Source organism: Amycolatopsis sp. NPDC006131, assembly GCF_040614175.1.
Lineage (GTDB): Bacteria > Actinomycetota > Actinomycetes > Mycobacteriales > Pseudonocardiaceae > Amycolatopsis_E > Amycolatopsis_E tucumanensis.
The window spans coordinates 13,879-40,127 of the sequence record NZ_JBEXTX010000007.1; the positions used below are offsets into that span (position 1 = coordinate 13,879).

A 26,249-nucleotide genomic window follows, 5' to 3' on the forward strand; every position below is an offset into this window, starting at 1 on the left:
CAAAAAGAAGCGGCGCCGGAGACCGGCGCCGCTCGAACAGCCACGATCAGATGCGGCCCGCCACCCGACGCCGCCGCGCGACCTCCGCCAGCAGCACCGCCGCCGCGACGGACGCGTTCAGCGACTCCACCCCGGCGGCCATCGGGATCGACACCGTCTCGTCGCAGGTCTCGCGCACCAGGCGGGACAGGCCACGCCCCTCGGAGCCCACCACGACCACCAGCGGATCCGTCGCCAGCGACAGGTCGTCGATCCCGACCGAGCCGTCCGCGTCCAGGCCCGCGATCATCAGGCCCTCCTCCGCCCACAGCTTCAGCTGCCGGGTCAGGTTGGTCGCGATCGCGATCGGCATCTTCGCCGCGGTGCCGGCGCTCGTCCGCCACGCCACGGCCGTGACGCCCGCGCTGCGACGCTGCGGCAGCAGCACCCCGTGCGCCCCGAACGCCGCCGCCGAACGCACCACCGCGCCCAGGTTCCGCGGGTCGGTCACGCCGTCGAGCGCCACCAGCAGCGGCGGCTCACCCGAGTTCTTCGCGATCGCCAGCAGGTCGTCCGGGTGGCTGTACTCGAACGGCGGCACCTGCAGCCCGAGCCCCTGGTGCACCGCGCGGTTGGTCTTGCGGTCCAGCTCCTCGCGCGGGATCTCCAGGATCGAGATGCCCTTGTCCGCCGCCAGCCGCACCGCTTCGGTGACCCGGTCGTCGGCGTCGATGTTCAGCGCCACGAACAGCGTGGTGCCCGGCACGCCCGCGCGCAGGGCCTCGACCACCGGGTTGCGGCCCGCGATGATCTCCGGCCCTTCGCGGCGGTCGCGGGACTTCTCGGCGCGCGCGGCAGCCGCCGCGGCGCGCTTCTGCTTCGGGTGCCCAGGGCGCATCTCCGCGCGCGGCGTCGGGCCCTTGCCCTCCAGCCCGCGGCGGCGCTGACCGCCGGAGCCGACGACGGCGCCCTTCTTGGTGCCCTCTTTGCGAACCGCACCCCGGCGCTTGGAATTGCCTGCCATTTAAGCTTCTTTCACGGTCCACACCGGACCATCGGGAGTATCTTCGACCGCGATCCCCGCCTTGAGCAGGCGGTCGCGCACGGCGTCGGCCCTGGCGAAGTCACGCGTGGCGCGCGCCTCCTGGCGCTCCACGAGCATCGCCTCGACCAACTCGGCCAGTGCGGCCCTCGCCGGCGTCTCCGCCGCCGAGCTCTCCGCCCATTCCGGTGCCAGCGGGTCCAGCCCGAGCACACCCATCATCGCGCGCACCGAGCCCGCGGCCGCGCGCGCCTTGGCGTCATCGCCGGAGTCCAGTGCCGCGTTACCCTCGCGGACCAGGTTGTGCACGGCCGCGACCGCCGCCGGCGTGGACAGGTCGTCGTCCATCGCGGCGACGAACTCGGGCGCCAGCTCACCCGGCTCGACCGTGCCCGTCCGCTGCGCCGCCCGGCGCAGGAAGCCCTCGATCCGCCGGTAGCCCTGGGCCGCCTCGGACAACGCGCCGTCGGAGTACTCGATGGTCGACCGGTAGTGCGGCTGCACCAAGTAGTACCGCAGCTCGGCGGCCCGGTAGTTCCGCAGCATCGCCTCGATCGACACGACGTTGCCCAGCGACTTCGACATTTTCTCGCCGGACAGCGTCACCCACGCGTTGTGCAGCCAGAACCGCGCGAACGGGTCACCCGCCGCCTGCGACTGGGCGCGCTCGTTCTCGTGGTGCGGGAACACCAGGTCGACGCCGCCGCCGTGGATGTCGAACTCGGCGCCCAGGTAGGTGGTCGCCATCGCGGAGCACTCCAGGTGCCAGCCCGGCCGCCCGTCGCCCCACGGGGTCGGCCACGACGGCTCGCCCGGCTTGGCGCTCTTCCACAGCGTGAAGTCCCGCGGGTCGCGCTTGCCCTCGGCCAGGGTCTCGCCCTGCTGCACCTCGTCCAGCTTCTGCCGGGACAGGGCGCCGTACTCGGGGAACGTGGACACGGCGAAGTACACGTCGCCGCCTGCCGCGTAGGCGTGCCCGGCGTCGATGAGGCGCTGCATCAGCTCCACCATCTGCGTGACGTGCCCGGTGGCGCGCGGCGCGATGGACGGCGGCAGGCAGCCGAGGACCGTGTAGGCCTCCTCGAACGCCCGTTCGTGCGTCGCCGCCCACTCCCACCACGGCCGCCCGGCGTCGGCGGCCTTGGTGAGGATCTTGTCGTCGATGTCCGTGACGTTCCGCACGAACAACACGTCCAGTCCACTGTGGATCAGCCAGCGGCGCAGGACGTCGTAGTTCAGGGCGCCGCGGACGTGCCCGATGTGCGGAATGCCCTGCACGGTGGCCCCACACACGTACATGGACGCCGTTCCGCTACGGGCGGGGTGGAACTCCCGCACGTTCCTGCTCGCGGTGTCGTACAGATGAAGGGCCACCCTGAAATGGTACGGGTCACCTTGACGCCGCTCAGAGCACCCCGTGCGTGCGCAGGGCCGTGAGCAGGCCGTCCGGGCGTTCGGCGGTCGGCAGCGGGTCGACGAGGGCGAACGCGCAGCCGAGCGCCTTCGCCCCGCCGTCGGCCTCCTCGCTGTCGCCGACCATGAGCGTGTTCTCCGGCGCGACCCCGAGCTTGTCGATCAGCAGCCGGAACACCTCGGGCTGCGGCTTGATGTAGCCCTCCTCGAAGGAGAGCAGGAACTCGTCGACGAAGTCGGTGTAGCCGCGCATCGCGAACGCGGGCCGGATGTCGAAGGCGATGTTGCTCAGCACGCCGACCTTGACGCCCTTGGCGGCGGTGTCCTTCAGCGCGGCCTCGGTGTCCGGGTACGGCGTCCACTCCGCAGGGTCGATCAGGCGGTTGTAGAGCGCCTCGGCCTGGTGGGCGTGCGCGACGCCGGACTTGCGCAGCACCTCGAGGTAGATCTTGCGGTGCAGCGCCGGGTCGAGGTCCCGGTTCTCCCACGCGTGCTGGTACTCCTCGGACAGCTCGACGACCTGCCCGGTCGGGGCGGTCATGCGGCGCATCAGCTCGGTCTGCGCCTCGACGTCGAGCGGGGCGCCGTCGGGGGTCGTGAGGTCGGACAGCCAGCTGGAGTTCTGCTCGAGCCGGAAGAGGGTGCCGGAGAAGTCGAACATCACCGCCTGAATCGTCACAGAACACAGGCTACCGGGGATGACCTCGGGATTCGTGTGACTTATTCCGCCGGCAGCAGCAGCGCGGTGGCGACCGCGGCGATGCCCTCGCCGCGGCCGGTCAGGCCGAGCCCGTCGGTGGTGGTGCCGCTGACGCTGACCGCGCCGCCCGCGGCCTTGCTCAGGACGTCCTGGGCCTCTTCACGCCGCTTGCCGATGCGTGGCGCGTTGCCGATGACCTGCACCGACGCGTTGCCCAGCCGCCAGCCTTGGGCCTCGACGAGCCGACGCGCCTCGGCCACGAACTCGGCGCCGTGCGCGCCTGCCCAGCGGGGGTCGCTGGTGCCGAACACCGCGCCCAGGTCGCCGAGCCCGGCGGCGGACAGCATCGCGTCGCACAGCGCGTGGGCGGCCACGTCGCCGTCGGAGTGGCCGGCGCAGCCGTCGGCGCCCTCCCACAGCAGCCCGGCGATCCAGCACTCGCGGCCCGCCTCGATCGGATGGACGTCGACCCCGGTCCCGACCCTCAACCCTGCTCCTCGAGTAGTGCTTCCGCGACGGCCACGTCGAAGGCCGTGGTGAGCCGGAGCGCGGTGGGGTGCCCGGCCACGGTGCGCACGCTACCGGGCAGGTCCGACAGCGGGTCCGCGCCGCGTGCGCAGAGCTCGCGGAGCACTTCGGGGCGGTAGCCGACGGGGGTCTGCACGACACGCAGGTGGTCGCGGTCCGAGGTGGCGGCGATCACGTCGCCGGAAACGAGTTTGACGGTGTCGGTCACGGGTAGGACCGGGATGATCGCCTCTGCCCCGGCGAACACCGCCTCGGCCACCGCGCGGACGGTGGCGGGAGGCACGAACGGACGCGCGATGTCGTGCACGAGCACGACATCGGATTCCCCGGTGGCCTCGACGGCCGCCCGGACGGATTCGGCGCGCTCAGGACCACAGGCCAGTACCCGGCACCGGGAACCGGCGCCGGGTACTGCCCGTATGATCAATTCACAATCCCCGAGCACGGGTTTGGGAACCGCCACCGCCAGGCGGTCCGCGCATCCGGACTCCAGCAGGCCGTCCACGGCGTGCCGCAACAGCGGCGCACCGCGCACGAGCGCGCACGGGTCCGGCCCCTCGGGGTCGGCGATGAGGACTGCCGCGACCTTCATCGCCGGGGTCTCACTTCGCGGGACGAGCTGTGTCTCATGAGGCACACGCAGTAGATGAGCACGTCTGCCCGGCTCATCTCGCGAGGTCAGCCTGTGCTCTAGACGGCCGCTGTCTCCAGGACCTCGTCGAGCAGCGTCTCCGCCTTGCCCTCGTCGGTGCCCTCCGCCAGGGCGAGCTCACTGACCAGTATCTGCCGCGCCTTGGCCAGCATGCGCTTCTCGCCGGCGGACAGGCCGCGGTCCTTCTCGCGCCGCCAGAGGTCGCGCACCACTTCGGCCACCTTGTTCACATCGCCCGAGGCGAGCTTCTCGAGGTTGGCCTTGTACCGACGAGACCAGTTCGTGGGCTCCTCGGTGTGCGGCGCTCGCAGCACGTCGAAAACCCGGTTCAGACCATCCTGGCCCACGACGTCCCGCACGCCGACGATCTCGGCGTTGTCAGCGGGCACGCGAACCGTGAGGTCCCCTTGCGCGACTTTGAGGACGAGGTACTGCTTCTCCTCGCCCTTGATCACGCGGGTCTCGATCGCTTCGATGAGTGCGGCACCGTGGTGCGGGTAGACGACGGTCTCTCCGACCTTGAAAACCATGTGTCCTCTGCCCCTTTCGCTGCCTCCATCCTAGCACGCGGCGAGGGGGCCCACCTAGCGGGCCGAGATCGTCGTCGCAGGTCAGGGGCCATCCGGGGGGTTGACAAACCGATAAAGTGCATGCTCATGCAGGTGGTGGGGAACCCTGTCGACATTGATTGTCTGATCCATTGTGGACGGTTTCCGGCCCCCTCGGCGCACCCTCGGTGGCGGGCTTTCCGGCCATAGCTAGGCCCCTCCCGCCGGCCCACCACCACCCTCAACGGAGCCGCTTCGCGGCGCAGATAGGATCGGGCTGCCACTGGCTTTAGGAGGGACTGAGACCGTGAGGCTGCAGAAACGTCGTGTGGTCGGCGCGAGCGTGGTCGCCGTGGGTGCCGCCCTGGCTCTGGCCGGGTGCGGGGCCGGGCAGATCACCCAGACCAACACCATGCTGCCCGCGGTCAACGGCGCCATGGCCCAGGCAGGCAAGCTCGTCCTGCGGGACGCCGGCCTGGTGAACCGCAACGACTGCCAGCAGGCCTACGCGACCGGGTCGAGTGCCCCGCTGACGCTGGTGATCGCCAACGACGGCACCGCCGACGACGAGCTGGTCTCCGTGAGCAGCGCGAACGCGGCGAGCGCCACCGTCGAGGGCCAGAAGGCCATCGTCGCGGGCAGCAAGCTCCTGATCGGCCCGGCCAACGAGGGCGAGTCCGTGCAGCAGCCGGAGTCCAGCTCCGCGGCGCCGAGCTCGACCCAGACCTCGCCCACTTCGTCGGCGTCCGCGTCGCCGACCGCGGGCCCCACCGGCCAGCCGACCCGGATCGGTCACGCCGAGGTCGTCCTGCAGGGCATCAAGCAGGTCGTGTGGCCCGGCCAGACCATCCCGGTCACCTTCACCTTCCGCGACGCCGGCCCGGTCACCGTGCAGCTGCCGATCCAGGCGCCCACGGTCGAGCTGAGCTGCCAGCCGTCCGGCGAGGCGGAAGCCGGCGGTCACTAGAACTGTCGGTGGTGCCAGCTAGCGTGACCGACCATGGTCAAGAAGGGCACCAGCTACCGCTGCGGTGAGTGCGGGTACGAGACCGCCAAGTGGGTCGGCCGCTGCCCGGAGTGCCAGGCGTGGGGAACCATCGAGGAGCGCGGTGACGCGCGCCCGGCGATAGCCCGCGTGGCGGCCGGCGCGCCCAGCGCCCCGGCGCGGCCGATCGGCCAGGTCGACATCGAGGCCGCTCGCGCCCGCACCACGGGCGTCGGCGAGCTGGACCGCGTGCTCGGCGGCGGGCTGGTGCCCGGCGCGGTCGTGCTGCTGGCCGGCGAGCCGGGCGTGGGCAAGTCCACCCTCCTGCTCGAGGTGGCCTACCAGTGGGCCCGCGGCGGGTCCGGGCCCGCGCTGTACGTCACCGGCGAGGAGTCCGCGGGGCAGGTGCGGCTGCGCGCCGAGCGGACGAAGAACGTGCACGAGGGCGTGTTCCTGGCGGCGGAAAGCGATCTTTCGGCGATCCTCGGGCACGTCGACGCGGTCAAGCCGGGTGTGCTGATCGTCGACTCGGTGCAGACGATGGCCTCGCCGCAGGTGGAGGGCGCGCCGGGCGGTGTCACGCAGGTCAGGGCGGTCACGGCCGGCCTGGTGGCGCTGGCGAAGGAGCGCGGGCTGCCGGTCGTGCTCGTGGGGCACGTCACGAAGGACGGCTCGGTCGCCGGGCCGCGCGTGCTGGAGCACCTGGTCGACGTGGTGCTGCACTTCGAGGGCGACCGGCACTCCACGCTGCGGATGGTGCGCGGGGTGAAGAACCGGTTCGGGCCCGCGGACGAGATCGGGTGCTTCGAGCTGCGTGAGGACGGCATCGTCGGGGTGCCGGACCCGTCCGGGCTGTTCCTGAACCGGCGGGAGGACGCGGTGCCGGGCACCGCGGTGACGGTCACGGTCGAGGGCAAGCGGCCGCTGCTGTGCGAGGTGCAGGCGCTCGTGTCGAGCGCGGGCGCGCCGCAGCCCAGGCGGGCCGTGAGCGGCCTGGACTCCGCGCGGGTGGCGATGATCCTCGCCGTGCTGGAGAAGCGCGGCGGGATCAAGCTGGGCGACCGGGACGTCTACTCGGCGACGGTCGGCGGGATGAAGGTCACCGAGCCCGCCGTCGACCTGTCCGTGTTGCTGGCGCTGTGGTCGTCGGTGCGGGACGTCGCGTTGTCGCCGCGGCTGGTGGTCGTCGGCGAGGTCGGGCTCGCCGGGGAGGTCCGCCGGGTGACCGGCGCCGGGCGGCGGCTGGCGGAAGCCGCCCGGATGGGGTTCACGCACGCGCTGGTGCCGCCCGACCCGGGCAAGCTGCCGGACGGGATACGGGTGCTGGAGGTCGACTCGGTGGCGGCGGCCCTGCACGCGGCCAACTACGCCTGACGGAGCCCGCGCGGCGTCGGCGCCGGAATCATCTGCGGCCCCGCCGCACCAGGACCCTCGGCAAGAGAGAAGGCCCCCTCCGGCAGCCGGAGGGGGCCTTCGTCCGAACCGTGACCTACGCGCCGGACAGCAGCTTGGCGCAGCGGATCAGCCCGAGGTGCGAGTACGCCTGCGGGTGGTTGCCCAGCGAGCGCTCCGCCACCGGGTCGTACTGCTCGGGCAGCAGACCCGTCGGGCCTGCCGCGTCGACCAGCTGCTCGAACAGCTCCTCCGCCTCGGTGCGGCGGCCGGTCAGCAGGTACGCCTCGATCAGCCACGCGGCGCACAGGTGGAACCCGCCCTCGCCGCCGGGCAGGCCGTCGTCGCGGCGGTAGCGGTACACCGTGGAACCGCTGCGCAGCTCGGCCTCGATCGCGGTCACCGTGTGCTGGAACCGCTCGTCCGACGGGTCGATCAGCCCGGCCAGCCCGACGAACAGCGAAGCCGCGTCCAGGTCGGTGCCGTCGTAGGCCGTGGTGAACGCCTGGACCTCGTCGTTCCAGCCGTGGGTCAGCACGTCGGTCGCGATCTCCTCGCGCAGGTCGTGCCACCCGGCCGGGATCTCGCGCCCGTACACCTCGCCGAGCTTGATGGCGCGGTCGACGGTCACCCAGCACATGACACGCGAGTACACCCGGTGGCGCGGCACGTGCCGCTCCTCCCAGATGCCGTGGTCGGGCTCCGACCAGCGCCGCGTGACGGCCTCGGCCATCGCGCGCACCAGCTGCCAGTCCTCGTCCCGCAGCTCGCCGCGCACCTGCGCCAGCTCGGCCACCAGCTCGACGACCGGGCCGAACACGTCCAGCTGCACCTGGTGGTTCGCCAGGTTGCCGACGCGCACCGGGCGCGAACCCGCATAGCCGGGCAGCGAGTCGATCACGGCCTCGGCGCCCAGCTGGGTGCCGTTGATCGTGTACAGCGGGTGCAGCCGCTCCGGGCCGGCCAGCGTCGACAGCACGCCGTGCAGCCACCGCAGGTAGCCCTCGGCCTCGGCCAGCGAGCCCAGCCCGACCAGCTCGCGCACGGTGAACGCCGCGTCGCGGATCCAGCAGTAGCGGTAGTCCCAGTTCCGCACGCCGCCGATCTCCTCCGGCAGCGACGTCGTGGCCGCCGCGAGCACCGCGCCGGTGTCGGCGTTGCACAGCCCGCGCAGCGTCAGCGCCGAGCGCGCGACCAGCTCCGGCTCCACGTTCGGCAGCTTCAGCGTGGTCGCCCAGTCGCTCCAGTAGGCGCCCGCCCGGGCCCGCCGCTCCGGTTCGGACAGTTCGTGCGCGGTCAGGTCCGTGGTGCCGCAGCGCAGTTCGAGCACGACCGGCTCGTCCTGGGTGGGCTGGACCAGCGCGGTCGCGGTGTCGTGCAGGCCGTCGGAGGTGATCTCCCACGCCACGCCCGGCGAGCGCAGCACGATCGGCTCCGACGTGCCCAGCACGCGCAGGCCCTCGGGGTCGGGCACCAGCCGGACCGGGACACCGCCGAACTCCGGCCGCGGCGCGAACACCACGGACGCGGCGGCGGTCCCGGAGACCACGCGCACCAGGTCGGTGCGGTGCGGCGGGCCCTCCGGCTCCAGGTAGTCCGTCACCAGCAGCCGCGACCAGCGGGTCTCCACCGTCATCGTGTTCGGCAGGTACCGCTGGCCCAGCGGCAGGCCGTTGTGGTGCGGCTTGATCGAGAAGTGGCCCGCACTGGTGCCGCCGAGCAGGTCGGCGAACACCGCGGGCGCGTCCGGGCCGGGGTGGCACATCCAGGTCAGCCGGGCGTCCGGCGTGACCAGGGCGACCGCGCGCTCGTTGGACAGCATCGACAGCCGCTCGATCGGCGGCGCCTGCTCGCCGTAGAGCCAGTTGCGGCGCTCCTCCAGCATGAACGCCAAGACCGTGGCGACGTCCTCGGTGCCGGGCACGCGGTAGGCGGCCAGGGTCTCCCCGTCGCCGACCTTGACGCCGACGTCGGGGCCGGACAGCCGCGCGAACGCCTTCTCGTCGGTGACGTCGTCACCGAGGAAGATCGCCGCGGTGGCGCCGACCTGGTGGCGCAGGGTGTCCAGCGCGCGGCCCTTGTCGGTCTGCACGACGGCGAGCTCGACGACCTCCTTGCCGTCGGTGGTCGTCACGCCCTCCCACGTGCACGGTCCACTGTGGACCTCGTCGAGCACGCGGCGGGCGGCCTCGCGGTCGGCGCGGCGGACGTGCACGGCGATGCTGGCCGGCTTGACCTCCAGGCTCACGCCCGGCACGTCACCGGCGATGCGCTCCAGCTCCTGCTCGACCCTGCGGTGCAGGTCGCGGGCCTGGGCGTCGAGCTCGTGCACGAAGCCGATGTCGAATTCGGAACCGTGGCTGCCGACCAGGTGCACCTCGTGCGGCAGTCGCGACAGGATGGCGAGGTCGCGCAGCGCGCGGCCGGAGATGACCGCGGTGGTCGTCTCGTGCAGCCCGGCCAGCGAGCGCAGCGCGCCCACCGACTCGGGCAGCGGGCGCGCCTCGTCCGGGTTGGTCACGATCGGAGCCAAGGTCCCGTCGTAGTCGCAAGCGACCAGCAATCGCGGCGTGCGAGCGATCTGCACGATCGCACGGCGCAGCTCAGCGGGCAGGGACTCGGCGGTCACCACTCCTCCTTAAGGAGCTCAAAAGCTTGTTGCTGCAGGTGGGCCACTCAGGCGGCCGGTTCGGACCCGAGTGCCTCGAGGAACGACCGTGCCCACCTGTCGACGTCGTGGGTGAGGACCTGACGCCGCAACGCGCGCATCCGGCGTCTGCCCTCGGCAGGGTCGAGCGTAATGGCCGCCTCCAACGCGTTCTTAACCCCGTCGAGATCATGCGGGTTGACGAGAAAAGCGCTGGTCAGCTCGGCGGCGGCGCCGGCGAACTCGGACAGCACGAGCGAGCCGCCGAGATCGTGACGGCACGCGACGTACTCCTTGCAGACGAGATTCATCCCATCGCGTAGTGGGGTGACGACCATGACGTCGGCCGCACTGTAGAACGCGGCCAGCTCCTTGCGGTCGACCGACTGGTGCAGGTAGTGCACCACCGGGTGACCGACGCGGGCGAACTCGCCGTTGATGCGGCCCACCATCTGCTCGATCTCGGTGCGCATCCGCTGGTAGTGCTCGACGCGTTCCCGGCTCGGGGTGGCCAGCTGGACGAAGGTGACGTCCTCGGGCTGGACCCGGCCCTCCTGGAGCAGCTCGTGCAGCGCCTGCAGCCGCAGGTCGATGCCCTTGGTGTAGTCCAGGCGGTCGACCCCGAGCAGGACGGTCTTCGGGTTGCCCAGGTCGCGGCGGATCTGCGCGGCCCGCTCCGCGACCTCCTTGGTGCGGGCGAGGGTGTCCAGGCCGGCCGCGTCGATCGAGATCGGGAACGCGCCGACCCGGACCGTGCGGTTGCCGACCTGCATCATGCCCGGCCGGGACCGCACGCCGACCGCGCCGCGGCTGGGCTCCAGCCCGAGCAGCGTGCGGGCCAGCCACAGGAAGTTCTGCGCGCCGCCGGGCCGGTGGAACCCGACCAGGTCGGCGCCGATCAGGCCGCGCACGATTTCCGCGCGCCACGGCAGCTGCATGAACAGCTCGACCGGCGGGAACGGGATGTGCAGGAAGAAGCCGATGCGCAGGTCGGGGCGCAGCTCGCGGAGCATGCTCGGCACCAGCTGCAGCTGGTAGTCCTGCACCCACACGGTGGCGCCCTCGGCCGAGACCTGCGCGCTGGCCTCGGCGAAGCGGCGGTTGACCTGGACGTAGCTCTCCCACCAGCCGCGGTCGAACACCGGCGGCGCGACCACGTCGTGGTAGAGCGGCCACAGCGTGGCGTTGGAGAAGCCCTCGTAGTAGTCGCGGACCTCTTCGGTGGACAGGGAGACGGGGTAGAGGACCATGCCCTCGTCGCTGAACGGGTCGACGTCGACACCCGGCACGCCCGGCCAGCCCACCCAGGCGCCCTTGCGCGAACGCAGGAACGGCTCCAGCGCCGACACCAAGCCGCCCGGACTCGCGGTCCAGCGCTGGTTGCCGTCGGCCGTCCGTTCGAGGTCGACGGGCAGCCGGTTGGCGACCACGACGAAGTCCGCCGAAGCCGTGCCGATCCCTGGTTCGCTCACGTGGCCATGCTCCCTTGTCGTCCGCTCGAACACTATCTCGCGACGGCGAACCAAGATCCACCGCGCGGTGGCCCACCAGCGGCTACTCCAGTCGCCGATCGGTCGTCCGCAGCGGACCCGCCATCCGGGGGCCGGCGAGCTTCCGTTCGAGCCGGCCGAGACCGGTCCGGACCGGCTGCGCGAGGTACTCCCCGAGTACCACGCCCGCGGCCAGCGCAAGCCCGATCGCCGCGGCTTTGATCAGCGTGGAGAGGTTGCCGTTGCTCTGCGTGGCCAGCTCATAAAGGCCACGGTACGTCGACAGACCGGGCAGCAGGGGCGTGATTCCCGACACCGCCACGACCAGCGGCGTCACCTTCAGGCGGCGGGCCAGAACGCCGCCGGAGAACCCGATCACGACGGCCGCGACGGCGGAGGAGGTGATGACGTCGAACCGGCCGACGATCACCAGCGCGCCGTAGACACCGGCGCCGATCGCGCCCGCGGCGGCGGCCACGAGCATCGACCGCAACGTCGAGTAGGAGGCGACGGCGAAGCAGGCGGCCGCGGCCGCGCCCGCGGGCACGATCACCAGCAGGCTGTCGGCCGTCTGCGCGGGCAGCACCGGTTCGGCCGGGGTGAAGCCGAGCGCCTTCGCGATGTTCAGCGCGAGGGCGACGCCGGTGATCAGGCCCGCGGACATGAGGATCGTTTCCATCGTGCGGCCCGCGGCGGTGACGTTGTAGCCGGTGATGGCGTCCTGCACCGCGGACACGGTGGACAGACCGGAGAGGAGCACGGTGATCGCCGCGGCGGCGACCAGCGTGGAGAACCGGGTCGGGACGAGGCCGGTGTTGACGGCAAAGGTGGCCAGCCCCGTCGCGACCAGCCCGCCCACGGCCTGCTGGAAGAAGAACGGCAGCGCGACGCGGTTGAGGAGGCGCCCGAGCCGGTCGATGAGGGCGGAGATGATCAGCGCGCCGACCGCGACGTCCAGGGTGCCGCTGAGCAGCAGGGTGATGAAGAAGGCCATGCCGCCCCAGGCCAGCGTGGCGAACCAGCGCGGGTACGGGTGCGGCGCGGTGGTGATCTTGTGCAGCTCGGTGTAGGCCTCTTCCGCGCTGAGGTTGCCGCGCAGGATCTGCTGGACCAGCATCTCCGTCTGCGACAGGCGGGTGTAGTCGAGGCTGCGCGAGCGGACGACGCGCAGGGCCGTGATCGGGTTCGCGTCGGTGCCCCGGTGACAGGTGACGGTGATGGACGTGAAGATGACGTCCACCTCGCAGTGCGGGAGACCGAAGGCCGCGGTGAGGGAGAGGATGGTGGCGGTCACGTCGGAGGCGCCGGCGCCGCTGGCCATCTGCACCTCGCCGACCCGGAGGACCAGGTCGAGGACGAAGTTGACCGTCGCCTCGTCCGGCAGGGCGGGACCGAGTTCGGTGGTCGCGTCAGGCGCCGGCTGCTCGCCGGTCGGCGCTTCCAGGATGTGCCAGGCCCGGCGACGCGGCTCGGTCGCCCGCCGCCGCCGGTTCGCCTTCTCGACGCCCGGGTCCTCCGGCGCTTCGAGGATGTGCCAGCCGCGCCTGCGGGTCACCGGGCCCCGGACGCGCTGGGTGCTGTTCATACGGCCGTCACCTCCTTGATTGGCCTCCCGGGTGCCCATCGCCTGGATCACGCCGGTCGTTGCAAAGGGGCAACCGTGGCGTGCGCCACTTCGCCGATCATCCACGAATCCGGAGGGCCCGGCAGCGGTTGCTAGGATGACCCCGACCAGGCCGACTTAGCTCAGCTGGTAGAGCAGCTGTCTTGTAAACAGCAGGTCAGGGGTTCGAGCCCCCTAGTCGGCTCTTCGCGTGGGCCGGGGTGTTCCCTGTGGTGGGAAACACCCGGCGGTCCGCCGCCTCTCGCGTGTCCGGCTGGGTTCAGATCGTCGTCCATCTGGCCCGCGACCTTGTCGATGTCCCCGATCTCGCCGAGTGTGTGGAAACCAGCCCGCAGCTCGCCGAGAACGGGGGATTGGACAGTCCGATCGAGCACGTTCTTCACTTGGCGTTGCTCACGCTTCGTTCCGGTTTCTGCGACGGCTCCGTGTGGGCATTGCACCCGTTTCACGCCAGCACGAAGTACCTCAGCCACAGGTACGGCGCCGCCAGCGTGACGGTCATCAAAGTGACCACCGCGCCTTTCCGGGTGAATTCCCAGAACGAGATCGGTGTGCCGGCGCGCGCGGCGATTCCCAGCATCACCACGTTCGCGCTGGCGCCGATCGCCGTGAGGTTTCCGCCGAAGTCGGCTCCCAGGGCCAGCGCCCACCACAGCGCCTGGGCCTGCCCGGGGTCCGGCAGGTCCGCCACGAGGCCTGCCACGAGCGGGCTCATCGTCGCCACGTAGGGGATGTTGTCGATGAAACCGGAGAGCACCGCGGAGACCACCAGGATCAGCATCACGGCCAGCAGCGCGTTCCCGCCGGTCGCGTCCGCCGCGAGTCGCGCCAGGCGGCCGATCACTCCGGTGTGCACGAGCGCGCCGATCATGATGAACAGGCCCGCGAAGAACAGCAGCGTCTCCCATTCGACCGCGGCCAGGTAGTCCCGCGGCCGCGTGCCCGAGACGAGCACGAGGACCCCGGCGCCGAGCAGCGCCACGACTGACGGGTCCAGGTGGAACACCGAATGCCCGATGAACCCGGTGAACACGAGCGCCAGCACGACGCCGCACTTCACCAGCAACCGCTTGTCGCGGATGGCTTCGCGCTCGTCGAGGGTCATCACCTCGGCGATGCGCGCCGGGTCCGCGTCGAACGCGCCGCGGAACAGCCAGCGCAGCACCAGCGCGAACACGGCGACCTCGACGACCACGATCGGCGCCAGGTGCACGAGGAAGTCGTTGAACGTCAGGCCGGCGCGGCTGCCGATGATGATGTTCGGGGGATCGCCGATCAGCGTCGCGGTGCCGCCGATGTTCGACGCGAACACCTCGGCGATCAGGAACGGCACCGGGCTGATCCCGAGCCGGTCGCACACCAGCAGCGTCACCGGTGCGATCAGCAGGACCGTGGTGACGTTGTCCAGGAACGCCGACGCCGTCGCCGTCAGCAGGACCAGCAGGACCATCACCCGCAGCGGCGAGCCCTTCGCACGCTTGGCCGCCCAGATCGCGGTGAACTCGAAGACACCGGTGCGGCGCAGGATCCCGACGATGATCATCATGCCGAGCAGCAGGAACACGACGTCCCAGTCGATGCCGGTGTCGTGCGAGTAGAACGCCTCGTCCGAACCGACCACGCCCGCCGCGAGCACGATCCCGGCGCCACCCAGCGCCGCGGCCGCCTTCGGGACGCGGTCGGTCGCGATCAGCAGGTAGGCGACCGCGAACACGACGATCGCGAGCACGGTCACCGCGCACCGCCTACCGCAGCGCCAGCTCCAGCAGCCGCGATGCGGTGATCACCCCGGTGAGCCCGTCGCCGTCCACCACCGCCACCAGGGGACAGCGCAACCGCGCCATCGCCGCGGCGACCTCCACGATCGTGTCGTCGGCCTTGACCACGGGCAGCTCCGGCCGGTCCTCGGGCAGCAGGGCCCGGACGGTCTTGCCGTGCAGCTTCTCCGCCACCCGGTCGGCCATCGACTCCGACAGCACCCCCGCGAGCGACGGGTCGTCCTGGACGTAGTGCGGCACCAGCAACCGCACCACCTGCGACGCGGGCAGGACCGCCACCGGACGGCCGCGCGGATCGGTGACGACCAGGCCGGGCAGCCGGTTCGCGGCCAGCAGGCGGGCCGCTTCGAGAGCGTCCGAATCCGACGCGATGACCGGGAAGTCCTCGGCCATCTCCGACGCGCGCATGCCCGCAGCGTACGACGATCTCGCCGCGGTCACCGGTTCTTGCCGGGATCCTGACGAGCACCACCGCGCCACTCCTGCCGTCGACCGTTCGCCCGGCCCTGCTCAGGACGGGTGTGCCGACCAGACTTCCCGGCGCGCCGACCGTAAAGATGCCGCACGGAGGCGACCGCGGCAAGCCGGGCGGCCTCGACGGTGAATGGAATTACGCGGGTATCGGAATACCTATTGCCAATCGCTCATTCGGCGGAATCGCGGCCGCGCTCCTGGACATAAAGTCCGGCGGGGAGGTTTTCCGTGGGCAGAAGAATCGGCGGTAAGGGCGGTGGTTCCGACCCCGGTCCCGGTAAGAAGACCGGCCGGGTCGTGGCTGCGGCCGCACTGGCCGGCGTGGTCGGCGTGACCAGCGGGACGGTCAGCCTGGGTGGCAGTGCCGCGATCGAGGGCGCGGTCGCGGACTCGGGCGCGAACGCGGTGGCTGGACGTGGCCTGAACAGCCGGAAGGCCGACAGCAAGCGTTCCGCAGGCCGAGGACGTCCGGATGAGGCGTGGCAGCGTCTGGGACTGCGCGGCATGCGGAAAACCGCGAAGCGGGATGCCTCGTGCCTGATTCATTCGCACGGCGAAATCCGCGAATTCTTCCTGCGCACGCCGTGCACTTCGCTGGACCGTCAATTGCTCGCGATCGGTGACGGCAACGGGAACACCGCGCTGGTGTCCGTCGTCTGGGTGAGTTTCCGCTCTCGTGGCCAAGCGCGCGACTTCGAGCGCCTGGAGAAGATCCACGGCAACGGTGACATCACGCCGCTGGCGGCCTCGCTGATCCAGATGGCCGACGTGCGGTTCACGGCGCACCACTTCGACTCCCGGTTGGCGGGCAACACCGTCGTCATCGCCGAGAGTGAACGGGCGACCGGGCAGGTCAGCGATGCCGTGCTGGACGCGCTGGCCGAGGTGGCCGTCCACCTGCCGCGCGCCTGAGCGGGGTAACGCCGCCTGGCGTCGGGCCGATTTCTGGTCACCGGGCTTAGCGGAGGTGCCATGCGGACGCGGACCGCGACTTGGAAGGTGTCCTGGCGGTGGGCGTGGGTGCTCGTGCTCGTCGTGGGGCTCGGGTTGTTCGAGCTCGTCCGGCGGGTTCTGCTGGACACCGAGAACCCCAACTTGGTGCCCTCCCTGATCCTGCTCGGCGCCGTCGTCGGGCCGGCCACCTTCGTCACCTTCGTGTGGGGGCGGCGGCTCTCCTTCGGGGTCGATCCGGTGCTCGTCGGGCTCGTCGCCATCGTGGGCGGTGTGGTCGGCGTCGTCACGGCCGGGGCGCTCGAGTACGACGTTCTCAAGGACCTCGGTCCCTTCCAGATGGCCGGCGTCGGCGTCATCGAGGAGACCGCGAAGCTCATCGCGCCCGCCGTCGTCCTCGTGGTCGTCCGCGACCGCCGCGCGGCGACCGGGCTGCTGCTCGGCGTCGCGTCCGGGGCGGGCTTCGCGGCGCTCGAAACGATGGGCTACGCCCTCGTCGCGTTCCTCAAGTCCCAGGGCGAGATCAGCGCCGTCGACCAGACGCTGCTGATCCGCGGCGTGCTCAGCCCGGCCACGCACATGGCCTGGACGGGGCTGACCGCCGCCGCGTTGTGGGCGGCGGTCCGGCACCGCGGGCGGTCCCGCTGGATGGGCCGCTTCGCCGTGACGTTCGTGGTCGCCGTGGCGCTGCACGCCGCGTGGGACGGGATCGGCACGACGCTCAGCTACGTCGTGCTCGCCGCCCTCAGTCTCGGGCTGCTCGCGCTGGCCGTGCACCGCATCGGCCACCACCGCTCGCCCTACGGCCGCCGCGTCCGCGCCGCGCGATAAAGAGCCCTAAGCCTCTGGCCGCGCCGCGCGCGCCGGGTGTCCACTGCGGGTCGCGGCCGCGGCAGTACTCAGCGGGCGCCGCCCGCCCCGGCGCGGCCGGAAGGAGGCACCTCATGACTTCCGATGAGCGGCGCGAACGGTTGCGCCGGGTGCTGGACCTGATGTGGAACCAGGGCGAGCTCGACGCCTGCGAAGAGCTGTGCGCACCGCACTGCACGTTCCACGACCCGACCTTCGAAGTGGACGGCGTCGCCGGGTTCCAGCGCCAGGTCAGCGACCTGCGCACCGCCAACCCGGACCTGCACATGGACATCCACGACGTGCTCGTCGACGGCGACCTGTGCGCGGTCCGGTTCACCATGGGCGGCACGTCGCGGGCGGAGTTCCGCGGCCTGCCCGCGACCGGCAAGACGTACGTGATGACCGGCATGATGTGCGCCAAGTGGGCCGACGACCGGATCGTGGAGATGTGGGTCAACTACGACATGCTCGGCGCGTTGCAGCAGCTGGGCATCATCCCGGAGATGGCGCCCCGCGAGACGGCCGGCTGAAATCCGGCGCGCCTCAGCCCAGTTCGGCGAGGCGCAGGCGCAGGTGGGCGGCCTGCGGTTCGCTCATCCCGAGCGCCAGCGCCTGCCGGTACGCGGTCCGCGCCTCGGCTGCCGCGCCCAGCCGGTGCAGCAGTTCGGCGCGGGCCGCGTGCCACCACGGGTACGAAGTCAGCCCGGGGATCGCGTCCACCAACGCCAGGCCGGCCGCCGGGCCGTCCCGCTCGGCCACCGCCACCGCGCGGTTCAGGCGGACCACCGGCGTGTCGGAGATGCGCAGCAACACGTCGTACCAGGAGATCACGGCGTCCCAGTCCGTCTCGGCGTAGGACGGCGCCAGCGCGTGGCAGGCGGCGATCGCGGCCTGGACGACGTACCGGTCCGGTTCCACCGCGCGCCGCAGGCCGCGGCCCACCAGCGACACACCCTCCTTGATCGCGGAGCGGTCCCACCGCGACCGGTCCTGGTCCGGCAGGAGCACCGGCACCCCGTCGGCGTCCACCCGCGCGTCGCGTCGGGAGTTCTGCAGCACCAGCAACGCGAGCAGCCCCAGCACCGTCGGCTCGTCGGGCATCCGCGAAGCCAGCAGCCGCGCGAGCCGGATCGCCTCCGCGGTCAGCTCGGCGCGCACCAGGTCGGCGCCCGCCGCGGCGGCGTAACCCTCGTTGAAGATCAGGTACACCGTCGCGGCGACCGCCGTCAGCCGGTCCGGCAGCTCAGCCGCCTCCGGCACTCGGTACGGGATCCGCGCCCGCGCGATCTTCTGCTTCGCCCGCGTCAGGCGCTTCGCCATCGTCGCCTCGGGCACCAGCAGCGCCCGCGCGACCTCGGCGGTCGACAACCCGCCGAGCGTCCGCAAGGCGAGCGCCACCTGAGCCTCCAGCGACAACGCCGGGTGGCAGCAGGTGAACACGAGGCGCAACAGGTCGTCCGCGACCACCTCGGCCGGCTCCGGTTCGACGAACGGCATCGCCGCCGCCTCCTTCCCGGATCGCGCGGCCTCGCGGCGGAACAGGTCCACGGCCCGCCGCTTCGCGGTGACCAGCAGCCAGCCACGCGGGTTGTCCGGCACGCCGTCGCGTGGCCAGGTCTCCAGCGCCCGCACGACGGCGTCCTGGACCGCGTCCTCGGCGAGGCCGACGCTGCCGGTGACGCGGATCAGCGTGGCCAGCACGCGGGTCCCCTCGTCCCGCACCAGCCGCGCGACCGCGTCACCGGCCTCCACGGTCAGAACTCGATCACCGGGCGGACCTCGACGACGCCGTCCCAGGCGGCCGGGAGCTGCGCGGCGAGCTTCACCGCCTCGTCGAGGTCGGCGCACTCGAGCAGGTAGAAGCCGGTCAGGGCCTCCTTGGTCTCGACGTAGGGGCCGTCGCTGGTCAGGATTTCGCCGCCCTTCCCGCCGGACACCCGCACGGTGGTCGCGGTCGAGGTCGGGTACAGCGCCTTCCCGCCCCTGATGACGGCGGCGGCGGCTTCGCCGAACTCCCGGTACTCCTTGATCGTCTCCGCGTACTCGGGCTGCGACCAGTCGACGTCCGCGGCGTACAGCAGGGCGGCATAGGTGGGCATTGGCTGCTCCTCCGTGTGGGCACCGGCGCCGGTCGCCGGTGTTCACGATAAGGACGAACAGCCTCCCACCGCGCGGGACACCGGGCCGGACTTTTTTTCAGCTCAGCCGCACCAGCGCCTGCACCGGCACGTGGTCGGACGGGTAGCGGCCGTCCACGCGGAACGTGTTGATCGCCGCAGCCAGGACCGACACCCGCGAGTTCGCCAGCACCCAGTCGATCCGGTTCGCGCCCAGCACCGGGTCGCGGTAGTTCGGGAACGTGCCCCACTCCGGCGTGAGCTGCTTCGCCGCCGTGCGCCAGGTGTCGGACAGCCCGCCCTCGATCAGCGTCCGGTACGACACCGAGTCGGCCGGGGTGTTGAAGTCGCCGGTCAGCACCACCGGCAGCGCCGGGTCGAAGCCGGCGATCCGGTCGCGCACCAAGCCCGCGCTGCGCTGCCGCGCGTTCTCCGACTGGTGGTCGAAGTGGGTGTTGACGTGCACGAACTCCTTGCCGGTGCGGGCATCGCGGAAGCGCACCCAGGTGACCATCCGCACGACGTTGTTGCCCCACGACTTCGACCCGATCACGTACGGCGTGTCGGACAGCCAGAAGTGGTCGAAGTCGAGCGGTTCGACGCGGCGCGTGTCGTAGTAGATCGCCATGAACTCGCCGCGCCCGCCGCCCTCGCGGCCGAGGCCGATCCACTCGTAGTGCTTGGGCAGGTCCGCCGCGATCTCCTTGACCTGGTGGTACAGGCCCTCCTGGATGCCCAGCACGGTGGGCTGCTCGATCTCCAGGAACCGCGCGAGCACCGGCCGCCGGTCGGTCCACGAGTCCGGCGTGCCCGGCGCGGCCTTGGTGTCCAGGCGGATGTTGAACGTGGTCACGTGCAGCGTGTCGCCGGCGGCGCGGCCGATCACCGCGTCGTCCCCGGGCCGGGCCTGCGCCCCGCTCGCGGTCATCAACGTCACCGCACCCGCGCCGGCGAGGCCGAGTGCACCCCTTCGAGTGATGTCAGACATGTGCGCACTTTGTCCGTTCCGCGTGTGGCGGTGCCGACCGTCAGGCGACGCCCGGGCGAACAACGCGCGTCGATCTCACTCGAGTTCGTTGCCCCGGGTCTCGCGCAGGAACCAGACGCACACCGCGCAAATCACCGCTATCCCCGCGACGTACCCGGAAACCGGCAGGGACGAACCCGTCGCGGCGATGAGTTGCGTGGCCAGGATGGGGCTCACCCCACCGCCGATCACGCCGCTGGCGTTGTACGCGATCGACGCGCCGGTGTAGCGGTAGCGGGTCGCGAACAGCTCCGGCAGGAACGCGCCCATCGGCGCGAACAGCGCGGCGAACGCGATCATCCCGACCGCCATCGCGAGCGCGATCAGCACCGGGTTGCCCGTGTTGATCAGCGCGAACAGCGGGAACGCCCAAGCCACCGCGAGCACCGCGGCGCCGAGGCACACCCGGCGGCGGCCGACCCGGTCCGACCACGTCGCGAGCAGCGGGGTCGCCAGGCCCATCACGAGCGCGCTGATCATGGCGCAGATCAGCAGCATGTTCTTGTCCAGCTTGAGCACCGTGGTGCCGTAGGACAGCGAGAACGTGGTGATCGTGTAGAAGAGCGTGTGCGCCAGGATGAACGCGCACGTGCTGAGGAACAGGGTCTTCGGCTGCCGCTGCAGGACCTCGACGATCGGCACCTTCGCCTTGTCGTGCTCGGCCATCGCGCGCTCGAACACCGGCGTCTCGGCGATCTTCATCCGGATGTAGTAGCCGATGACGATCAGCAGCGAGCTGGCCAGGAACGGGATCCGCCAGCCCCAGTCGTCGAAGGACTCCTGCGACATCGTGCCGCCAAGCACCAGGAACGCGCCGCCCGCGATGATGAACCCGATCGCGGGTCCCATCTGCGGGAAGCTCGACCACAGGCCGCGCCGGTTGCGTGGCGCGTACTCGGTGGCCAGCAGCACCGCGCCGCCCCACTCGCCGCCGAGCCCGAAGCCCTGCAGGAACCGGCACAGCACGAGCAGGATCGGCGCGCCGATGCCGATCGCGCTGTAGGTGGGCAGCGCGCCGATCGCGACCGTGCCGGTGCCCATGACCAGCAGCGACGCGACGAGCATCGCCTTGCGCCCGATCCGGTCGCCGAAGTGCCCGAACACCACCGCGCCGACCGGCCGCGCGACGAACCCGACCCCGAAGGTCGCGAACGCGGCCAGCGTGCCGGCCAGCGGGGAGAACGTCGGGAAGAACTGGTGCCCGAACACCAGCGCCGCGGCCGTGCCGTAGAGGTAGAAGTCGTAGAACTCGATGGCCGTGCCGATGAAACTGGCGATCGCGATCCGCGAGGCCGACACCGGGGCGGCGGACGTCTGCGCGGCGGTACTCATCGGCTGCTCCTTCGGGGCCGGTTGATCCGGTGGGAGTATCTGCGCAACCCCGGCGGGTGACGACCTACGGTGGTCGGGTTTTGCCGGCCGCGATTCCTCATCCTGTCGAAACGGGCAGGTCAGTCGCGCACCAGGGGGAGCAGTTTCAGGCCGAGGTGCAGGGTGAGCCGGTGCTCGCCGTCGGCGAGGTCGAGTCCGGTGATCTCCTCGATCCGGTGCAGCCGGTAGTACAGCGACGTGCGGTGGATGTGCAGCGCGGCGGCCGTGTCCAGGCTCGATCCGGCGTGGTCGAGGTAGGCGGCGAGGGTTTCCACGAGCCGTCCGCCCGGGTCCTTGGCGACCAGCGCGAGCAGCGGCTCGGGCAGGTGCGCCCTGGCCGGCGCGGGGACGCGCAGGAGCAGTCCGTAGGCGCCGAGGTCGTTCCAGTGCGCGATGCCGTCGAAGCGGGGCAGCGTCGCGGCGGCCCGGACGGCGACGGCGGCGCGGTCCCGGGCGACCCACGCCTGGCCGTCGGCGGACGTGCCGATGCCTGCCACGCAGCGGGCGCCCGCGCCGAGGACGTCCTCGGCCTGCTTGACGATCGCCGCGGCGTCCGCGGCGCCGAGCAGCACGCCCTGCCGTCCGCGCACGTAGAAGGACGGTTCGCGGCCGCGGGTGGCGGCCTCCAGCGCGGTCCGCAGCGCCACTTCGATCCGGGCGGTTTCGCCGGAGAGGACCTCGGCGATCAGGACTGTGGACGTGTCCGGGAAGTCGTGCGTGACCGCGCGCTCGGCCGGGTCTGCGCTGAGCAGCCGTTGCAGGGTCTCCTCGCGGGCCGCGCGTTCGGAGTCGGCGACCAGGAAGTCCCGGTAGAGCAGGGCGGCCATGGGCTCGGCGGCGGTCTTGATCGCGTCCAGGTCGGCGGCGGTGAGGGTGCCGTCCGGGTCGATCACCATCAGCAGGCCGAGGAGGGTGCCGCGCCAGCGCAACGGCATGCTCACGCGGGCGAGCATGTCCAGGTCGGGCCGGGGCGGGATGACGCCGGGGCCGGTCCACCGGGTCACGCCCTGGGCGAGGATGTGGCCGATCGCCTCGCTGCCCGCGCTGCGCTGCAGCATCGCCCGCACCCGCACGGCGTCCTCGTCGCCGAAGTGCCTGCTCGCGCACAGCAGCCGGACCGACGGGTCGTTGATCGCCACCGACCGGCCGAGATCCTCCGCGAGCGCGTCGACCCTCCGCTGCAGTTCGCTCCCGACCATGGACCCATGATCCACCAGGCCGTTCCTCCGGTTTTCGGAACGGCCGCCGCGCGGTCTTCGACGTCCGTCGGTTCCGGGCAGGCCGGTGGCGTGCCGATACTGCGGGGCATGGGGAGACTGGCCGGCAAGGTGGCGCTCGTCTTCGGCGCGGGCTCCAGCGGTGACGGGATGAGCAACGGCAAGGCGGCCGCGCTCGCCTTCGCGCGGGAGGGGGCGCGGGTCGCGGCGATCGACATCCGGGCCGCGGAGGCGACGCGCACGGCCGCGGAGATCACGGCGGCGGGCGGTGACGCCCTGGCGCTGACCGCGGACGTCACGGACGAAGCGCAGGTCGCCGCGGCGGTCGAGGCCGCGTCCGAGCTGGGGCCGCCGTCGGTGCTGCACAACAACGTCGGCGCGACGCGGGTCGGGGACGTGGCGGACCTTTCACTGGCGGAGTGGGACGCCGCGCTCGCGGTGAACCTGCGGCCGGTGTTCCTGACCTGCAAACACGTGGTGCCGCGGATGCTCGCGGCAGGCGGCGGCGCGATCGTGAACGTCTCGTCGATCGCCGCGATCCGCGACACCGGTTACGTCTACCCGGCCTACAGCGCGGCGAAGGCGGCGGTGAACCAGCTGACGGTCGCGCTGGCGCTGCGGTACGCGGATGCCGGGATCCGGGTCAACGCAATCCTGCCGGGGCTGATCGAGACGCCGCTGGTGACACGCGGCATCGCGGCCGATCCCGGTGAGCTGGCGCGGCGGCACGCGGCCAGCCCGACGGGGCGGATGGGCAGCCCGTGGGACGTGGCCGCGGCGGCGGTGTTCCTGGCCTCGGACGAGGCGGCCTACGTCAACGGGGTCTGCCTGCCGGTCGACGGCGGGCTCACCGCGCGCTGCGCCTGACTCACTTCCGGATCCGGGCGAGGGCGCGGACGACCGCGATGCACCGGTCCTCGACGTAGTTCAGCCCGCCGGACTCGGCGATGCGCCGGGCCTCCGCCGAGACGATGCCCTGCTGCAGCCACAACGTCTTCGCCCCGATCGCGACGGCCTGCTCCGCCACCCCCGGCGCCTCGCGCGCCGGGCGGAAGACGTCGACGATGTCCACCGGCTCGGGGATGTCGGCGAGGCTCCGGTAGACCTTCTCGCCGAGGAGCTCGTCGGCAGAGGGGTGCACCGGGATCACCCGGAACCCGGCGGCCTGCATCGCGGCCGGAACCGAGTGCGCGGCCTTCGCCGGGTCACGGCTCAGGCCCACCACGGCGATGGTGTTCGCGGCTTTCAGGACTTCTTCGGCAAGGTCGGCCATATACGTGGAAACCGCCGCCGAACAGGCGCTATTCCACGGCGAGCCCGCGGGCGGCGCGGAAGGAGGCGAGCAGGTCCATCGACACCCGCGGGTCGAACGCCATCTGCTGCCGGGCCAGCGCGAGCAGCTGCGGCTCGCCGCCGGGCACGCCGTAGAGCCGGTCGCGGGTGAGGTCGTCGGTGAACACCTCCAGGATCGTCGCGCTGAACAGCAGGTACGCGGCGGCCTGCGTGCGCAGCGCGGCGAGCCCGTCGCCCGAGTCGATCTTCGTCGCCAGCGCGCGCAGCTCCCCGGGCCCGCGCACGGTCGGGATCGACACCAGGTCCGCGATGAGCCCGGACCGCTCCGGCGAGGGCTCGATGCCGCGCGCGGCCCCGGTGAAGGCGTGCGCCTTGCGGTCCAGCTCGCGCCGGACCAGCACCTCGACGACCGCGCTCAGCGGCTGGCCGGCAGGCACGTCGAGCAGTTCGACGACCGTGCGCCGCAGGTCACGGGGCAGGCCGCCGGACAGGCAGTGGCACAGGCAGACGAACTGCTCCGGCAGCCCGAGCACGCGGCGGCTGATCCAGTTCCGCGTGTCGTCCGGGGTGAAGTTGTCCAGCCGCACCATCTCGGAGAAGGCGCTGTCGAACGCGTCGCGCGCCGGGATGCCACGGCGCTCGAAGGAGACGATCGCGTCGTCCGACACCGACACCAGGAACAGGCACCCGGGCACGTCGAAGACGCCCTTGATGTCGTTGATCAGCTCCTGCGCCTTCTCCGGCTCGGCGATCTTGTCCAGCTCGTCGATCGCGATGACCACCCGCTCGGTCACGCCGGTGGCCCGCAGCACCTCCGCCGCGTGCTCGGCGAAGGCGCGGAACTCGTCGACGACCTCGGGGTAGCTGAGCTGCTGTTCGGCGCTCTGCGTGGAGCGGGTCCACCCGGCCTCGCTCTTCAGCGGCAGGGTGAGCTTGCCGGACCAGCCGGTGGTGTAGGTCTGCAGGAACCGGATGCGCCGCAATTGCTGCCCGGCGACCGCGCGCAGCTCACGCAGGCGCGGGTCGGCCGGCCGCACCGGACGCAGCCCGCGCGCCGCCCGCCAGGCGAACGCGCTCAGGTCGGCGACGACGGCCAGCGCGACGAGCGCGGCGAGCACCAGGACCGCGATCCGCCAGCCGGTCAGGTCGCGGAACAGCGGCGGCGGATCGGTGACGAACTCCAGCGGCGGCCGTCCCCACGCCCACGCGCCGAGCAGCACCGGCACCGCGATCGCGACGAGGTGGGCCAGCAGGGAGCGGACCACGTGCGCGGCCCGTTCACGTCGCCGGACCGGCGCCGCCAGGCGGGCGAACGTCGCCCACCGCTGTGGCTGCCCGGCGCCGTGGGTGCGGGTGATGACCTCCTTGCACAGCAGGGCGTGCAGGTAGAGGACGAAGTCGCGGGCGTCGTAGCGGGCGGGCGCGGACGCGACCACGGCGAGCGGCGGCCGGTCCGGATCACCGAGCACCCCGCCTGCCACGAACCGGATCGCGGTGGTCTTGCCGACCCCGCGGTGCCCGGCGAGCGCGATCGCCCCGGTCTCCGACCGCGCGACGGCGGTGCGCAGACGCTCCGCGGCGCCCGTGATGACCGGCGTCGCGGAGGGGGATTCGCGGTAGAGGCCGTCGACCGCGCGGTAGGTGAACTCGGTGCTGTCCGGCGGAGTCCGCTTCTCCTCGACGTAGCGGACCAGCGCCGGCCACACGATCTGCTCGACCGCGTACACGCGCCACAGATCCTCGACAGGCAACGCACCGACGCGGCGGACCAGCCCCCGCAGCGGCGCGATCCAGCGGTACCCGATGCGGCAGGCGATCGCGAGCACGGCGAGGTAGGCGGCCACCGCGAACGCGGCGAACCCCCACGGCAGCTGCGGCCACGCCCGGACCAGCAGCAGGTGGTAGCCGAACACGACGGCGAAGGCGGCGGCGAGCCGGAGGTCGACGAGCCGGTGCCCGGGCAGCCTCGACGTGATCACGCCCTCGAAGGCGGGGTCGCGCAGGAAGGTGTCGCGCCCGGTGGTCAGCCGTTCGCGCAGCTCCGGGTCCGCGGACAACTCCTCGTGCGCCTCGCGCAGCGGGATCCGCTCCTTGGCGAGCAGGTCGCGCGCGTCGTCACCGAACAGGACGCCCGCGATCAGCTCGTCGTCCCCCATGGCGATCAGGTTA

General features: G+C 71.9%; 24 protein-coding genes and 1 tRNA gene. 7 read left to right on the forward strand and 18 right to left on the reverse strand.

Translation table 11 applies throughout. The annotated features are described in order from the left end of the window. Positions 1-46 precede the first annotated feature (46 nt). The 6 genes from rlmB to ABZ215_RS06400 form a co-directional block, all read right to left on the reverse strand. Complete coding sequence (gene rlmB, locus ABZ215_RS06375) at positions 47-1,003, reverse strand: 23S rRNA (guanosine(2251)-2'-O)-methyltransferase RlmB (protein ID WP_020417044.1); 957 nt, start codon at positions 1,001-1,003, stop codon at positions 47-49. Continuing rightward, entirely contained in the window at positions 1,004-2,395 is a 1,392-nt protein-coding gene (cysS, locus tag ABZ215_RS06380; protein WP_354948196.1) for a cysteine--tRNA ligase, read from the reverse strand. Positions 2,396-2,426: 31 nt separating this feature from the next. Continuing rightward, positions 2,427-3,113, reverse strand: coding sequence for an HAD family hydrolase (locus ABZ215_RS06385; RefSeq protein WP_027935721.1), 687 nt, complete (start codon positions 3,111-3,113; stop codon positions 2,427-2,429). A gap of 41 nt (positions 3,114-3,154) precedes the next feature. Next, entirely contained in the window at positions 3,155-3,622 is a 468-nt protein-coding gene (gene ispF / locus ABZ215_RS06390) for a 2-C-methyl-D-erythritol 2,4-cyclodiphosphate synthase (RefSeq protein ID WP_020417041.1), read from the reverse strand. After that, on the reverse strand, positions 3,619-4,254 hold the full coding sequence (locus tag ABZ215_RS06395; RefSeq protein ID WP_354948198.1) for a 2-C-methyl-D-erythritol 4-phosphate cytidylyltransferase: 636 nt from the start codon (positions 4,252-4,254) through the stop codon (positions 3,619-3,621). Before ABZ215_RS06395 ends, ispF begins: the two co-directional genes overlap by 4 nt. Positions 4,255-4,352: 98 nt before the next feature. Further along, a complete protein-coding gene (locus tag ABZ215_RS06400) occupies positions 4,353-4,844 on the reverse strand; it encodes a CarD family transcriptional regulator (protein WP_020417039.1) in 492 nt (163 codons plus the stop codon). 325 nt (positions 4,845-5,169) lie between these two features. On the opposite strand from ABZ215_RS06400, the gene ABZ215_RS06405 reads away from it, so the two are divergent. Then, positions 5,170-5,829 (forward strand): hypothetical protein, encoded by a 660-nt coding sequence (locus tag ABZ215_RS06405; protein ID WP_354948200.1) that lies wholly within the window; start codon positions 5,170-5,172, stop codon positions 5,827-5,829. A 33-nt stretch (positions 5,830-5,862) separates the two neighbouring features. Continuing rightward, positions 5,863-7,221: a DNA repair protein RadA gene (gene radA / locus ABZ215_RS06410; protein WP_237336412.1), complete on the forward strand. Its 1,359-nt coding sequence runs from the start codon at positions 5,863-5,865 to the stop codon at positions 7,219-7,221. Positions 7,222-7,336: 115 nt separating this feature from the next. Here radA and otsB read toward each other — a convergent pair whose 3' ends face one another. The 3 genes from otsB to ABZ215_RS06425 all read right to left on the reverse strand — a co-directional run bounded on the left by otsB (position 7,337) and on the right by ABZ215_RS06425 (position 12,961). Next, the gene (gene otsB / locus ABZ215_RS06415) at positions 7,337-9,868 is read right to left on the reverse strand and encodes a trehalose-phosphatase (RefSeq protein WP_237336414.1); all 2,532 of its coding nucleotides are present in this window, start codon (positions 9,866-9,868) and stop codon (positions 7,337-7,339) included. Positions 9,869-9,915: 47 nt separating this feature from the next. Continuing rightward, the gene (locus ABZ215_RS06420) at positions 9,916-11,358 is read right to left on the reverse strand and encodes a trehalose-6-phosphate synthase (protein ID WP_017985373.1); all 1,443 of its coding nucleotides are present in this window, start codon (positions 11,356-11,358) and stop codon (positions 9,916-9,918) included. 82 nt (positions 11,359-11,440) lie between these two features. Further along, positions 11,441-12,961 carry a threonine/serine exporter family protein gene (locus ABZ215_RS06425; protein ID WP_020417034.1) on the reverse strand — a complete coding sequence of 507 codons (1,521 nt, stop codon included), beginning with the start codon at positions 12,959-12,961 and terminating at the stop codon, positions 11,441-11,443. A gap of 150 nt (positions 12,962-13,111) precedes the next feature. Here ABZ215_RS06425 and ABZ215_RS06430 point away from each other — a divergent pair. Further along, a tRNA-Thr gene (locus ABZ215_RS06430) sits at positions 13,112-13,184 on the forward strand. A gap of 261 nt (positions 13,185-13,445) precedes the next feature. On the opposite strand, the gene ABZ215_RS06435 is transcribed toward ABZ215_RS06430, so the two are convergent. Together ABZ215_RS06435 and ABZ215_RS06440 are read right to left on the reverse strand one after the other, a co-directional pair. Beyond that, complete coding sequence (locus ABZ215_RS06435) at positions 13,446-14,735, reverse strand: ArsB/NhaD family transporter (protein WP_354948202.1); 1,290 nt, start codon at positions 14,733-14,735, stop codon at positions 13,446-13,448. 10 nt (positions 14,736-14,745) lie between these two features. Continuing rightward, positions 14,746-15,186, reverse strand: a complete 441-nt coding sequence (locus ABZ215_RS06440) for a CBS domain-containing protein (protein WP_354948204.1) — start codon at positions 15,184-15,186, stop codon at positions 14,746-14,748. A gap of 294 nt (positions 15,187-15,480) precedes the next feature. On the opposite strand from ABZ215_RS06440, the gene ABZ215_RS06445 reads away from it, so the two are divergent. From ABZ215_RS06445 to ABZ215_RS06455, 3 genes are all read left to right on the forward strand, one after another. Next, on the forward strand, positions 15,481-16,164 hold the full coding sequence (locus tag ABZ215_RS06445; RefSeq protein ID WP_354948206.1) for a hypothetical protein: 684 nt from the start codon (positions 15,481-15,483) through the stop codon (positions 16,162-16,164). Positions 16,165-16,224: 60 nt separating this feature from the next. Next, complete coding sequence (locus tag ABZ215_RS06450) at positions 16,225-17,034, forward strand: PrsW family glutamic-type intramembrane protease (RefSeq protein WP_354712437.1); 810 nt, start codon at positions 16,225-16,227, stop codon at positions 17,032-17,034. A 113-nt stretch (positions 17,035-17,147) separates the two neighbouring features. Continuing rightward, complete coding sequence (locus ABZ215_RS06455) at positions 17,148-17,585, forward strand: ester cyclase (protein WP_020417028.1); 438 nt, start codon at positions 17,148-17,150, stop codon at positions 17,583-17,585. Positions 17,586-17,598: 13 nt separating this feature from the next. Here ABZ215_RS06455 and ABZ215_RS06460 read toward each other — a convergent pair whose 3' ends face one another. The 5 genes from ABZ215_RS06460 to ABZ215_RS06480 form a co-directional block, all read right to left on the reverse strand. Continuing rightward, on the reverse strand, positions 17,599-18,807 hold the full coding sequence (locus ABZ215_RS06460; protein WP_354948208.1) for a DUF6596 domain-containing protein: 1,209 nt from the start codon (positions 18,805-18,807) through the stop codon (positions 17,599-17,601). Positions 18,808-18,809: 2 nt separating this feature from the next. After that, positions 18,810-19,154 carry a YciI family protein gene (locus ABZ215_RS06465; protein WP_020417026.1) on the reverse strand — a complete coding sequence of 115 codons (345 nt, stop codon included), beginning with the start codon at positions 19,152-19,154 and terminating at the stop codon, positions 18,810-18,812. Between the two features lie 97 nt (positions 19,155-19,251). Continuing rightward, on the reverse strand, positions 19,252-20,160 hold the full coding sequence (locus tag ABZ215_RS06470; RefSeq protein ID WP_051123487.1) for an endonuclease/exonuclease/phosphatase family protein: 909 nt from the start codon (positions 20,158-20,160) through the stop codon (positions 19,252-19,254). Between the two features lie 75 nt (positions 20,161-20,235). Beyond that, complete coding sequence (locus ABZ215_RS06475; RefSeq protein ID WP_020417024.1) at positions 20,236-21,531, reverse strand: MFS transporter; 1,296 nt, start codon at positions 21,529-21,531, stop codon at positions 20,236-20,238. Positions 21,532-21,650: 119 nt separating this feature from the next. Continuing rightward, the gene (locus ABZ215_RS06480; protein ID WP_354948212.1) at positions 21,651-22,769 is read right to left on the reverse strand and encodes a helix-turn-helix domain-containing protein; all 1,119 of its coding nucleotides are present in this window, start codon (positions 22,767-22,769) and stop codon (positions 21,651-21,653) included. Positions 22,770-22,877: 108 nt separating this feature from the next. On the opposite strand from ABZ215_RS06480, the gene ABZ215_RS06485 reads away from it, so the two are divergent. Next, positions 22,878-23,654 carry an SDR family NAD(P)-dependent oxidoreductase gene (locus tag ABZ215_RS06485; RefSeq protein WP_354948214.1) on the forward strand — a complete coding sequence of 259 codons (777 nt, stop codon included), beginning with the start codon at positions 22,878-22,880 and terminating at the stop codon, positions 23,652-23,654. Between the two features lies 1 nt (position 23,655). Here ABZ215_RS06485 and ABZ215_RS06490 read toward each other — a convergent pair whose 3' ends face one another. Both ABZ215_RS06490 and ABZ215_RS06495 read right to left on the reverse strand, forming a co-directional pair. Then, complete coding sequence (locus tag ABZ215_RS06490) at positions 23,656-24,060, reverse strand: CoA-binding protein (protein WP_020417021.1); 405 nt, start codon at positions 24,058-24,060, stop codon at positions 23,656-23,658. A 28-nt stretch (positions 24,061-24,088) separates the two neighbouring features. Beyond that, positions 24,089-26,236 (reverse strand): P-loop NTPase fold protein, encoded by a 2,148-nt coding sequence (locus tag ABZ215_RS06495; RefSeq protein WP_354948215.1) that lies wholly within the window; start codon positions 26,234-26,236, stop codon positions 24,089-24,091. Positions 26,237-26,249 lie beyond the last annotated feature (13 nt).